The organism is Streptomyces sp. NPDC026515, assembly GCF_055567595.1.
Genome location: NZ_JBVHQD010000015.1, coordinates 25,392 through 36,987 on the forward strand (window position 1 = coordinate 25,392; position 11,596 = coordinate 36,987).

General features: G+C 73.3%; 11 protein-coding genes. 3 read left to right on the forward strand and 8 right to left on the reverse strand.

Annotated features, from left to right (window positions below; translation table 11 throughout):
- Nucleotides 1-7: 7 nt before the first annotated feature.
- The 6 genes from ACZ4O3_RS28715 to hrcA form a co-directional block, all read right to left on the reverse strand.
- Nucleotides 8-520, reverse strand: coding sequence for a hypothetical protein (locus ACZ4O3_RS28715; RefSeq protein WP_362722604.1), 513 nt, complete (start codon nucleotides 518-520; stop codon nucleotides 8-10).
- 180 nt (nucleotides 521-700) lie between these two features.
- Nucleotides 701-1,093, reverse strand: coding sequence for a VOC family protein (locus tag ACZ4O3_RS28720; RefSeq protein ID WP_362722607.1), 393 nt, complete (start codon nucleotides 1,091-1,093; stop codon nucleotides 701-703).
- A gap of 28 nt (nucleotides 1,094-1,121) precedes the next feature.
- On the reverse strand, nucleotides 1,122-1,880 hold the full coding sequence (locus tag ACZ4O3_RS28725) for a 16S rRNA (uracil(1498)-N(3))-methyltransferase (protein ID WP_362722610.1): 759 nt from the start codon (nucleotides 1,878-1,880) through the stop codon (nucleotides 1,122-1,124).
- Complete coding sequence (locus ACZ4O3_RS28730; protein WP_467724970.1) at nucleotides 1,877-3,013, reverse strand: nitronate monooxygenase; 1,137 nt, start codon at nucleotides 3,011-3,013, stop codon at nucleotides 1,877-1,879. The genes ACZ4O3_RS28725 and ACZ4O3_RS28730 overlap by 4 nt, the downstream gene beginning before the upstream one ends.
- A 125-nt stretch (nucleotides 3,014-3,138) precedes the next feature.
- Nucleotides 3,139-4,275, reverse strand: coding sequence for a molecular chaperone DnaJ (dnaJ, locus tag ACZ4O3_RS28735; protein WP_217549614.1), 1,137 nt, complete (start codon nucleotides 4,273-4,275; stop codon nucleotides 3,139-3,141).
- On the reverse strand, nucleotides 4,276-5,292 hold the full coding sequence (gene hrcA / locus ACZ4O3_RS28740; protein ID WP_360484040.1) for a heat-inducible transcriptional repressor HrcA: 1,017 nt from the start codon (nucleotides 5,290-5,292) through the stop codon (nucleotides 4,276-4,278). It lies immediately after the preceding gene.
- A gap of 163 nt (nucleotides 5,293-5,455) precedes the next feature.
- On the opposite strand from hrcA, the gene ACZ4O3_RS28745 reads away from it, so the two are divergent.
- Both ACZ4O3_RS28745 and ACZ4O3_RS28750 read left to right on the forward strand, forming a co-directional pair.
- Entirely contained in the window at nucleotides 5,456-6,187 is a 732-nt protein-coding gene (locus tag ACZ4O3_RS28745) for an MBL fold metallo-hydrolase (protein WP_467724972.1), read from the forward strand.
- A 34-nt stretch (nucleotides 6,188-6,221) separates the two neighbouring features.
- A complete protein-coding gene (locus ACZ4O3_RS28750) occupies nucleotides 6,222-7,028 on the forward strand; it encodes a DUF3097 domain-containing protein (RefSeq protein WP_467724973.1) in 807 nt (268 codons plus the stop codon).
- 254 nt (nucleotides 7,029-7,282) lie between these two features.
- Here ACZ4O3_RS28750 and hemW read toward each other — a convergent pair whose 3' ends face one another.
- Both hemW and ACZ4O3_RS28760 read right to left on the reverse strand, forming a co-directional pair.
- The gene (gene hemW, locus ACZ4O3_RS28755) at nucleotides 7,283-8,515 is read right to left on the reverse strand and encodes a radical SAM family heme chaperone HemW (RefSeq protein ID WP_467724975.1); all 1,233 of its coding nucleotides are present in this window, start codon (nucleotides 8,513-8,515) and stop codon (nucleotides 7,283-7,285) included.
- 27 nt (nucleotides 8,516-8,542) lie between these two features.
- Complete coding sequence (locus ACZ4O3_RS28760; protein ID WP_467724976.1) at nucleotides 8,543-10,483, reverse strand: SpoIIE family protein phosphatase; 1,941 nt, start codon at nucleotides 10,481-10,483, stop codon at nucleotides 8,543-8,545.
- A 102-nt stretch (nucleotides 10,484-10,585) separates the two neighbouring features.
- On the opposite strand from ACZ4O3_RS28760, the gene ACZ4O3_RS28765 reads away from it, so the two are divergent.
- Nucleotides 10,586-11,596 (forward strand): HAMP domain-containing protein (locus ACZ4O3_RS28765; protein WP_467724978.1); only part of this gene is annotated, 1,011 nt, incomplete at its 3' end.

Consider the following 11,596-nt stretch of genomic DNA (forward strand, 5'->3'; position numbering starts at 1 on the left):
ATTCCGATCACTTGCCCTGGACCGGCCGGCACTTGGGGTCGCTCTGGCACCAGACGGTCTGTGTCACGGTCACGGTGGGGCCCGGCTGCTGCCCGTAGGTGGGCGGCCGGTAGGTGCTGTACGCCGGCCCGGGCGTGGCGTCGCAGTCGCCGAGGCCGTCTACCCGGAACCATTCCTTGCCGCCCACCTTCGCGACGAGGTTCCCGCGCACGCAGGCGCCGCTGACCGCCTTGGTGACCCGTCCGGTGACGGTGATGTCCCGGCCGTCCTTGGTCCGGCCCCGGCAGTCCACGGAGACGACGGTGGTCTCGGACGCCGAGGGCGTCCCCCGGGCCGCGGAGCCGTAGTTGCCGGTGCAGGTGAGCCAACTGACGTCGACGTGCTGCCGTTTCAGCTCGGCGGTGGCGGTCCGGTCGGTGGTGTACGCGACGGTCGCGGTGTTCAGGTCGGTCGGCTGACAGCCCACCGCGCCGCCCACGGCGATCACGGCGAGCCCCGCCACGGCCGCCACCCTGGTCATGCGCGGACGTCGCCGAAGCGGCCTCGATGCCCCCATGGAGGGCAGCCTGCCACCGTCCCGCCCGTGACGGTAGGGGGCGTGCGGCCACTCACGTGTTCGGAGGGGTCCCCCTTCCGGTCTCCCGCCCGGTCCCTCTTCCGGTCCCGCCGCCGGTCTCCCGGCGCCTGGGCCCGCGGCTGCTCAGGTGCGCAGCAGGAGCCATTCCTGAAGCTCCACCAGGTTGCCCTCCGGGTCCTTGAGGTGGGCGACGCGCATGCGTTCCGTCATCGGCGCCGGCCCGTGCACCAGGACCGCGCCGCGCGCGGCGATCTGCTCGCAGTAGGCGTCCAGGTCGTCGACGCGCAGCACCACCAGTGAACGGTGCCCGGTCGCGGCGTCCCCCAACTCGCCCAGCACCGCGGCCATCACGGCCCGGTCCTGCAGGGCTATCCCCGCGGACCCGGCGTGCGGACTGAACTTCTCGTACGGGCCCTCGCTCGCCCCCGACTGCGGTTTCAGCCCGAGCACCTCGGCGTAGAAGCGGTAGCAGGCGGCGAAGTCGGAGACCAGAAGCCGGACCTGGGCGAGTTCCACGGCGTGCTCCCCCTGTGGTGTCTAACGGTCAGGACCACCGGCCGGTACGGCCCAGGAGCAGGGCCGCGGCCGCGGTCCCGGCGGTCGATGTCCGCATCACGGTAGGCCCCAGGGTGCAGGCCCTGGCACCCGCCTCCTCGAAGAGCGCCACCTCGTCCCGGGCCACACCCCCCTCGGGCCCGACGACCAGCACGATCTCGCCGTCGGCGGGCAGCGGGACGGTGGCCAGCGGCTCGCTGCCGTGCTCGAAGTCGGAGTGGAGCACGGCGGCCAGGGCCGCGCCGCCGAGCAGCGCGGCGACCTGCTTGGTGGTCACCGTGTCCGCGACCTCCGGGAAGCGCACCCGGCGGGACTGCTTGCCGGCCTCGCGGGCGGTGGCCCGCCACTTCGCGAGGGCCTTCAGACCCCGGTCGCCCTTCCACTGGGTGATGCAGCGGGCGGCCTGCCAGGGCACGATCCGGTCGACGCCCACCTCGGTCATGGTCTCCACGGCGACCTCGCCGCGGTCCCCCTTGGGCAGGGCCTGGACCACGGTGATGCGGGGCCGCGGGAGGGGTTCCTCGTGGAAGGACTCCAGGTCCGTCACGACGAGCCGGTCCTTGCCCTCGGCGGCTTTGACGACCCCCTCGCTCCATCGTCCGCGTCCGTCGGTGAGGATGACGTCCTCACCGGGCCGCAGCCGCTTCACGGAGACGGCGTGCCGGCCCTCGGGCCCGTCCAGGACGACCTCGCCGCCGGAGAAGTCGGGCACGACCAGCGGGTCGAGCACGAACACCGGGGCGGTCATCGCCCGGCCCCCGTGCCGCCCGCGGCGCCCGCGCGGCCGCCGTCGCCCTCGGCCTCGGCCTTGGCCTTGGCCTTCGCCGACAACGCTGTCGACGCTGCGGCGAGTTCCTCCGCGAGGACCTCCACCAGCCGGCCCGCGGGCAGCTCCCTGGTCATCCGGTGTCCCTGTCCGGCCCACAGGGCCATGCCCTGCGCGTCCCCGGCCCGGGCGGCGGCCTTACGCAGCGGGGAGGTGAGGTGATGGACCTCGGGGTAGGCGGCGGGCGCGTACGGGCCGTGCTCGCGCATGAAGCGGTTGACCAGGCCGCGGGCGGGCCGCCCGGAGAACGCCCGGGTCAGCGCGGTCCGGGTGAACAGCGGGTCGGTCAGCGCCCGCTTGTGCGGTTCGGCGGCGCCGGACTCCGGGGTGGCGAGGAAGGCGGTGCCCAGCTGGGCCGCGCTCGCCCCCGCGGCGAGCACGGCGGCGATCTGGCTGCCGCGCATGATGCCGCCCGCGGCGACGACCGGGATGTTCACGCTCTCGCGTATCCGGGTGACCAGCGACAGCAGGCCGATCCCGGACCCGTCGTTCTCCGGCACATCTCGGTGGGTGCCCTGGTGTCCGCCGGCCTCCACGCCCTGGGCGATCACCGCGTCGGCGCCGGCCCGCTCGACGGCGACGGCCTCCTCGGGGGTGGTGGCGGTGACGAGGGTGAGGGTGCCGGCCCGGCGCAACGCGTCCAGCGCCTCGCGGCTCGGCACACCGAAGTGGAAGGAGACCGCGGCCACCGGGTCGTCGAGGAGGACGGCGAGCTTCGCGTCGTAGCCGTCGTCCCGGCCGCTGTCCGGGTCGCCGAGTTCGGTCTCGTACCAGGCGGCCTCACCGGCCAGCTGCTGCGCGTAGACCTCGACCGCGCCCGACTCGGCGTGGTCCGGCTGCGGCATGAAGAGGTTCATCCCGAAGGGCCGGCCGGTCAGCCCGCGCAGCTGCTTGATCTCCTGGTACATCCCGTCGGCGGTCTTGTACCCGGCGGCCAGGAATCCCAGCCCGCCCGCCTCGGACACGGCGGCGGCGAGCTGCGGCACGGAGACCCCGCCCGCCATCGGGGCCTGCACGATCGGAAGCGGGAAGAGATCGGTCAGCGCGGAGGACATGACGGCATGTTGTCACGTCCTCCGAACAAGACCGAATCGGGCCGCCCCTTTGGCACATGCCAGATATGTCCGGGCCGAAGGGACAGCACCCCGGCCCGGCGGACCGTCGACGCCCGCAGACCGCGTCAGCGACCGTTGAACGCGTCCTTCAGACGCGAGAACAGCCCCTGCTGACCCGGCTGGAACTGTCCCGTCGGCCGTTCCTCGCCGCGCAGCTTCGCCAGCTCGCGCAGCAGCCGCTCCTGCTCGGGGTCGAGCTTGGTCGGCGTCGTCACCTCGACGTGGACGATCAGGTCGCCCCGGCCGCCGCCGCGCAGATGCGTGACACCGCGTCCGTGCAGCGGGATCGACTGCCCGGACTGGGTGCCCGGCCGGATGTCGACCTCCTCCAGCCCGTCCAGCGTCTCCAGCGGCACCTTCGTGCCGAGCGACGCCGCCGTCATCGGGATCGTCACCGTGCAGTGCAGGTCGTCGCCGCGCCGCTGGAAGGTGGAGTGCGGCAGCTCGTGGATCTCGACGTACAGGTCGCCGGCCGGACCGCCGCCGGGCCCGACCTCGCCCTCACCGGCGAGCTGGATGCGCGTGCCGTTGTCGACACCGGCGGGGATCTTCACGGTCAGCGTCCGCCGCGACCGCACCCGCCCGTCACCGGCGCACTCCGGGCACGGGGTCGGGACGACCGTGCCGAAGCCCTGGCACTGCGGGCAGGGCCGCGAGGTCATGACCTGGCCCAGGAAGGACCGCGTCACCTGCGAGACCTCACCGCGGCCGCGGCACATGTCGCACGTCTGGGCGGAGGTGCCCGGCGCCGCGCCCTCACCGTTGCAGGTGTTGCAGACGATCGCCGTGTCGACCTGGATGTCCTTGGTCGTACCGAAGGCCGCCTCGTCGAGCTCCACCTCGATCCGGATCATGGCGTCCTGGCCCCGGCGGGTCCGCGAGCGCGGTCCGCGCTGCGACGCCGTACCGAAGAACGCGTCCATGATGTCCGAGAAGTTCCCGAAGCCGCCGGCCCCGAAGCCGCCCGCGCCCGCGCCGCCGCTCTGCGAGAGCGGATCGCCGCCGAGGTCGTAGACCTGCTTCTTCTGCGGGTCCGAGAGCACCTCGTAGGCGGCGTTGATCTCCTTGAACCGCTCCTGGGTCTTCGGATCCGGGTTGACGTCCGGGTGCAGCTCGCGCGCGAGCCGACGGAAGGCCTTCTTGATCTCTTCCTGCGACGCGTCGCGGCGCACGCCGAGAACGGCGTAGTAGTCCGTGGCCACTTACGACTCCGCCAGGATCTGTCCGACGTACCGTGCCACCGCTCGTACCGCTCCCATCGTTCCCGGATAATCCATGCGGGTCGGTCCGACCACGCCGAGTTTGGCGAGTGCCTCGCCGCCCGAACCGTAGCCGACCGACACCACGGACGTGGAGTTGAGTCCCTCGTAGGCGTTCTCGTGACCGATGCGTACGGTCATGCCCGAATCCCCCGCCTCGCCCATGAGCTTGAGGAGCACGACATGCTCCTCCAGAGCCTCCAGGACGGGCCGGATCATGAGGGGAAAGTCATGTCCGAAGCGGGTGAGATTGGCGGTGCCGCCGATCATCAGCCGCTCCTCGTTCTCCTCGACGAGCGTCTCCAGCAGGGTGGAGAGCACCGCCGAGACCGTGCCGCGGTCCTCGGCCTCGAAGGCGTCCGGCAGGTCCTCCACCAGCCGGGGCACGTCCGAGAACCGACGGCCGGCGACCCGGCTGTTGAGCCGCGCCCGCAGGTCGGCCAGCGACGACTCCCCGAAGGGCGCCGGGCAGTCGACCATCCGCTGCTCGACCCGCCCGGTGTCGGTGATCAGCACCAGCATCAGCCGGGCCGGCGCGAGCGCCAGCAGCTCCACGTGCCGCACGGTGGACCGCGTCAGCGACGGGTACTGCACGACCGCGACCTGCCGGGTGAGCTGCGCCAGCAGCCGTACCGTCCGTGCCACGACGTCGTCGAGGTCGACGGCGCCGTCGAGGAAGTTCTGGATGGCCCGCCGCTCGGGCGCGCTCATCGGCTTGACGCCGGCCAGCTTGTCGACGAACAGCCGGTACCCCTTGTCGGTCGGGATCCGGCCGGCGCTGGTGTGCGGCTGGGCGATGTACCCCTCGTCCTCCAGGGCGGCCATGTCGTTGCGCACGGTCGCCGGGGAGACACCGAGGTTGTGGCGCTCGGTCAGCGCCTTCGACCCGACCGGCTCCTCGGTGCCGACGTAGTCCTGGACGATGGCGCGCAATACCTGAAGCCTGCGTTCACTCAGCATGCGGCGCCACACCTCCAGAAAGTCGTCCCCGCGGCCTTTCGGGCCTTTCGTCTGGCACTCTGCGAGCCCGAGTGCCAGCATCCCCGGCCCAGTGTACGGCCGTCGGGCACCGACTGGGCAAGGCCGGTCGGGACCCGTTGCGTTCTGCGGCTAGCGTCGCGGTATGACGGTGACTTGGGAAGAGCTGGGCTGGGAGCGGCTGGCCGCGGGGGTCGGCCGGTGCCGGCTGCCGGGCTGGGACTGCACGGCCGGGCTGGTCCTCGGGGCGGGCCCGGTCCTGATGGTGGACGCCGGGTCGAGCCTGGCGGAGGGCGTGCGGTTGCGCGAGCAGGCCCAGCGGCTGGCCGGGCGCCGTGTGACTCATCTCGCGCTCACCCATCCGCACTTCGACCACGTCTTCGGCACCCCGGTCTTCGCGGGCACGGCGGTCTACGCGGCGGCGGGCACCGAGTCCGTCCTCGCCCACGGCCGTGAGGCACTCCGCCTGGACGCGGTCCGCAACGGCCTGCCGGCCGCAGAGGCCGAGGAGGCCGCCGACGCGCTGCCCCTGCCCCGCCACCCGGTCCGCGGCGAGTGGACCCTCGGCCTCGGCGACGGCCGCCGGGCCGTGCTGGCCGACGTGGGCCCCGGCCACACCGGCCACGACCTGGCGGTCGTCGTCCACAGCGGCCCCGGCGACCCGGCGGTGGTGTTCTGCGGCGACCTGGTGGAGGAGTCCGGCGACCCCCAGGCCGGTCCCGACGCCGTACCGTCCCACTGGCCGGCCGCCCTGGAGCGCCTGCTGTCCCTCGGCGGCGAGGACGCCCGGTACGTGCCCGGTCACGGAGCGGTGGTGGACGCCGCGTTCGTACGGCGGCAACGCGACGCCCTGGCCGCCCGCTTCGGCGTGTCGTGACCACGCCGCCCCCGCTTCTCCTATCGTCATCCGAATGCGCCAGTACTCCGCCGACCTGACCCCGCCGTGGAAGAAGCCGAAACCGGCCCCGGAGGTGGCCGCCGAACCCGGCCTGGTCGTCGAGGAGCCCGGAACCGGGTTCTGCGGCGCGGTGATCCGCTGCGAGGCGGGCACGGTGACGCTGGAGGACCGCTTCGGCAAACACCGCGTCTTCCCGCTGGAGCCGCGGGGATTCCTGCTCGAGGGCCGGGTGGTCACCCTCGTACGCCCCGCCTCCGCCGGCCCCGCGCGTCCCGTCCGCACCGCCTCCGGTTCGGTCGCCGTGCCCGGCGCACGCGCGCGCGTGGCCCGCGCCGGCCGCATCTACGTCGAGGGCCGCCACGACGCCGAACTGGTCGAGAAGGTCTGGGGCGACGACCTGCGCATCGAGGGCGTGGTCGTGGAGTACCTGGAAGGCGTGGACGACCTCCCGTCGATCGTGGCCGATTTCGCACCGGGCCCCGACGCCCGCCTCGGCGTCCTGGTGGACCACCTGCTCCCCGGCACCAAGGAGTGGCGCATCGCCCGGTCGGTCACCAGCGAGCACGCCCTGGTGGTCGGCCACCCCTACATCGACATCTGGGAGGCGGTGAAACCCGCCGCCGTGGGCATCGGGGCCTGGCCGCGCGTCCCGCACGGCCAGGACTGGAAGACGGGCGTGTGCCGGGCCCTGGGCTGGCCCTCGGACAACACGGGCGCGGTGTGGCAGGCGGTCCTGGCCCGGGTGGGCTCCTACAAGGACCTGGAACCGGAACTGCTGGGCCGGGTCGAGGAACTGATCGACTTCGTGACGGCCCCCTAGCTAGGCCGGTCCGGCCGATCATGCCGCGGACGCGGGGTCTGCCCTGCTCTCCCCAGGGGATCCCGGCGGCGTTGCCGTCGGTTGTCCACGCCAGCCGGTCTTCGGCCGGGAGGTGGCCCCGCCGCGTTGCCGCCCTCCTCCGCCTTGCAGCAGGGCGCACCGGACCCCGCTCACCGGCGCCGACGAGACACAGTCGGCTTCCCCGCGACCTGATCCGCGGGACAGGCCCTGGCCGGGCCCTCGCCCCGGTCCCCTCAGTCCACCAGGTCCCTGACCACCGCGTCCGCCAGCAGCCGCCCCCGCAGGGTCAGTACGGCCCGTCCGCCGTCGTACGGGCCGCTCTCCAGCAGCCCCTCCCCCAGCGCCCGCCGCGCGGCCGCCAGCCCCTGCTCCTTCAGCAGCGTCAGCGGCACGCCCTCGCGCAGCCGCAGCTCCAGCAGGATCCGCTCCACCCGGCGGTCCTCGTCGGTCAGGAGTTCCCGCCCGGCCCCCGGCGAGCGCCCTGACGCCAGCGCCGCCGCGTACGCCCCCGGATGCTTGACGTTCCACCAGCGCACTCCACCCACGTGCGCGTGCGCGCCCGGTCCGGCGCCCCACCAGTCGGCGCCCCGCCAGTACAGCTCGTTGTGCAGGCAGCGGGCGGCCACGGAGGTGGCCCAGTTGGACACCTCGTACCAGTCGAAGCCGGCCGCGGACAGCATCTCCTCGGCGATCAGATAGCGGTCCGCGTGGACGTCGTCGTCGGTCATCGGGACCTCGCCCCGGCGGATCCGGCGGGCCAGCTGCGTCCCCTCCTCGACGATCAGCGCGTACGCCGACACATGGTCCGGGCCGGCCCCGAGCGCCGCGTCCAGCGAGGCCCGCCAGTCGTCGTCGGACTCTCCCGGCGTGCCGTAGATCAGATCGAGGTTGACGTGCTCGAAGCCGGCCGCGCGGGCCTCAGCCACACAGGCCTCGGGACGCCCGGGGGTGTGGGTGCGGTCCAGGACGCGCAGCACGTGCTGCCGGGCGCTCTGCATGCCGAAGGAGACCCGGTTGAAGCCGCCCGCGCGCAGGGCCGCCAGATAGGCCGGGTCGACGGACTCCGGGTTCGCCTCCGTCGTGACCTCCGCGTCGGCGGCGAGCCCGAACTCGTCACGGATCGCGCCCAGCATCCGCACCAGGTCACCGGCGGCCAGCAGGGTCGGTGTGCCCCCGCCGACGAACACCGTGCGCACCTCGCGCGGGTCGTCGCCGAGGACCTTCCGGGCCAGCCTGACCTCGTCGATCAGGGTGTCCGCGTAATTGTCGCGGGAGGCGAGGACACCGCCGGTGGAGCGCAGCTCGGTCGCCGTGTACGTGTTGAAGTCGCAGTAGCCGCAGCGGGTCGCGCAGTACGGGACGTGCAGATAGAACCCGAGGGGGCGGTCGGCGGCACCGGCCAGCGCGTGCGCCGGGAGCGCGCCGTCGTCGGGAACCGGCTCACCGTCGGGAAGTGCGGAAGGCATGTCCCCCATTGTCCCGTACGACGCCGGTTACTCCGCCTGGAGGACCAGCAGCGCCAGATCGTCCTCCGGCTGCCCGCCCCCGAACTCGTGCACGAGCCGCCTGATGCGCTCGGCGATCAGCTCGGCGCTCAGGCCCGTGCAGCCCGCGAGCGCCCGCGCGAGCCCGTCCCCGTCGTCGAACTGCCGGGAGCCCGAGCGCCGCTCGGTGACCCCGTCGGTCACGCACAGCAGGCTGTCGCCGGGCCCCAGCTCGATGGTCTCGCTGGTGTACGTCTCGTCCTCCACGACCCCGAGCAGGGTCTGCGGCCGGGCGGCGGTGCGGACCTCGCCGCCGGGGCCGAGATGCAGCGGCAGCGGATGTCCGGCGGAGGCCAGGGTGCAGCGGACGCCGCCCGCGTCGAGGGGGGTGAGTTCGCCGTACAGGAGGGACAGGAAGCGGGTCTGCGGGCCGTCGCCGGGCGGCAGGGTACGGCCGCCCGCGGTGACCAGGGCGCGCGCTGCGGCGTCCGCGGCCTCGGTGGCGTCGTCGAGGAGGAGCTGGTTGAGCCGGTCCAGGACGTCGGCGACCCGGTACCCCTCCCGGGCCAGCAACCGCAGCCAGGGCCGGGCCAGGCCGATCACGACGGCGGCCTCGGGGCCCTTGCCCTGGACGTCGCCGACGGCGAAGCACCAGCGGCCGTCGCCGGCCGGGAACAGGTCGTAGAAGTCACCGCTGGGGCCGCCCTTGTCGCAGGGCTCGTAGACCAGCGCGCTGCGCATCCCCGGGATCTCGGCGACCGCGCCGGGCAGCAGCCCGCGCTGGAGGACGGCGCTGATGGTGGCCTGGCGGGCGTACTGGCGGGCCGCGCCGATGGCGAGGGCCACCCGGCGCCCGAAGTCCTCGACCAGACCGGTGATCTCGTCGGGGAAGCCGGCCGGGCCGGAGCGCCCGATCACGAGCGTGCCGAGCGGGCGGCCGCCCGCGATCAGCCGGTAGGAGAGCGCCGCGCCGCGGGCGGCCTGCGGGCCGAGCGCCTCGCCCGGCCAGGGATACGGCTCGGGTCCGGAGCGCAGGCCGCCCGTCGCGCACGGCGGGTCCTTCTCAAGGGCCCGGCGCAGTTCCTCGATGCGGTTCTCGCTGCCGTGCCAGACCCGGGCCAGCCGCGGCCCGCCCGCGCCGTTCGCGTCGCCCCAGCCGCCGGCCCGCACCGTCGACTCGTCCTCCAGCCACACCGCGCACCAGTCGGCCAGCCGGGGCACGATCAGCTGGCCGGCGAGCGCGGCCACCAGGTTCTCGTCGAGCTGCCCGGCGAGCAGGTCGGAGGCCTCGGCGAGGAAGGACAGCGCGCCCCTGTCCAGCCAGTCCCGGTCCCGGTCGGCGCGCTGGGCGCACCCCCGGTCCGGCCCGGCAGAGTGCGGCGGAGGCTCGGGCGCGAGGATCTCGGCCACCCTCAGCTCCTGCTCGTCCGGGAGCGTGCCGCCGCGGCCGGTCAGGCGGGCCCACACCGTCTTCGCGCCGATGCGGTAGGTGACCCCCCAGGACTCGGCGAGCGAGGCGACCAGACGCAGCCCGCGCCCGTACTCGGGGGTCTCGTACGGCGTCTCGCCGGGGTGGTCGCGCGGGGCGCGGGAGGGATGGTGGTCGGTGACCTCGACGACGAACGCCGTCTCCTGCCGTGACTCCTCCAGCCACCAGTCGATCTCCAGCTCCGTGCCGGCGTGCACGACGGCGTTGGTGACGAGTTCGCTGACGACGACCATCGCGTCCTCGGCGACCCGCCGGCCCGGCTCCAGGAGGCCGCAGTCGGTCCACTCGTCGAGACAGGCGCGCACCAGCACACGGGCGGAACCCGGCGCGAGGGGACTCCCGGGCAGGGTCGCGTGCCCCTGCGCGTACGAGCCGGCGCTCTCGTGCGCGGGCGCGCCGTCGTGCGCAGGCGCCTCACGGACCCGGGAGACGGTCTCCCGTTGCGTGGGTATGGCCCCCATGTCGAGCTCCCCGAGCAGTTCGGACGAATGCATCCCGATCGATGCGGACAGAGTGACAGACTGACTGCGCCCATAAGCACCGAGTTACCGAAGTGGGCCGCCATGAGTGAGAACAGTGCTACGCGTGTGCTCGAAGACGGACACAAACCGCAACAACTCCGAGCATCCGAGCTGCGCCCACTGCTCGCCGCGATGACCGCCGCCCGCGACGGCGACTTCACGAAAGTGCCGGAGACCGGGGAGGGGATCGTCGGCGAACTCTCCGCGGTCTTCAACCAGATCATGGACCGCAGCGTGCACTTCAACACCGAGGTGCAGCGCGTCAAACACGAGCTGGTGCGCCACGGCCGCCTGGACGAACGTGTGTCGGCCAGCCCCGGACAGGGCGCCTGGACGTCCCGGGTCAACGACGTCAACCAGGTCCTGGACGCCCTGGTCGCCCCGGCGGCGAACGCCACCCGCGTACTGGACGCGGTGGCCGGCGGCGACCTGACCCAGCGCGTGGATCTGCACGACGGCAGCCGCCAGTTGCGCGGGGATCTGCGCAGACTGGGCCGCGCCGTGAACAAGATGGTCGACCAGCTGTCCCTGTTCACCGGCGAGGTGACCCGGGTCGCGCGCGAGGTCGGTACCGAGGGGCGGCTCGGCGGCCGGGCCAAGGTGCAGCGCCTGTCGGGCAGCTGGCGGGACGTGACGGAGGCCGTGAACACCATGGCGTCCCGGCTGACCGCCCAGGTCCGCGACATCGCCCTGGTGACGACGGCGGTGGCCCGCGGCGACCTGACCCGCACGGTGACCGTCGAGGCGACCGGCGAACTGCTGGAACTGAAGCTCACCGTCAACACCATGGTCGACCAGCTGTCCGCGTTCGCCGACGAGGTGACAAGGGTCGCGCGCGAGGTCGGCACGGAGGGCCAGCTGGGCGGCCGGGCCCAGGTACGGGGTGTCTCCGGTGTCTGGAAGGACCTCACCGACAACGTCAACTTCATGGCGTCGAACCTGACCTCGCAGGTCCGCAACATCGCCCAGGTGACGACGGCCGTCGCCAACGGAGATCTGTCGCAGAAGATCATGGTCGACGCCAAGGGCGAGATCCTCGAACTGAAGTCGACG

Coding starts and splice junctions, on each gene's coding strand:
- ACZ4O3_RS28715 (WP_362722604.1), bottom strand. CDS start 520: ATGACCAGGGTGGCGGCCGTGGCGGGGCTCGCCGTGATCGCCGTGGGC.
- ACZ4O3_RS28725 (WP_362722610.1), bottom strand. CDS start 1,880: ATGACCGCCCCGGTGTTCGTGCTCGACCCGCTGGTCGTGCCCGACTTC.
- ACZ4O3_RS28730 (WP_467724970.1), bottom strand. CDS start 3,013: ATGTCCTCCGCGCTGACCGATCTCTTCCCGCTTCCGATCGTGCAGGCC.
- hrcA (WP_360484040.1), bottom strand. CDS start 5,292: ATGCTGAGTGAACGCAGGCTTCAGGTATTGCGCGCCATCGTCCAGGAC.
- ACZ4O3_RS28745 (WP_467724972.1), top strand. CDS start 5,456: ATGACGGTGACTTGGGAAGAGCTGGGCTGGGAGCGGCTGGCCGCGGGG.
- ACZ4O3_RS28750 (WP_467724973.1), top strand. CDS start 6,222: ATGCGCCAGTACTCCGCCGACCTGACCCCGCCGTGGAAGAAGCCGAAA.
- hemW (WP_467724975.1), bottom strand. CDS start 8,515: ATGCCTTCCGCACTTCCCGACGGTGAGCCGGTTCCCGACGACGGCGCG.
- ACZ4O3_RS28760 (WP_467724976.1), bottom strand. CDS start 10,483: ATGGGGGCCATACCCACGCAACGGGAGACCGTCTCCCGGGTCCGTGAG.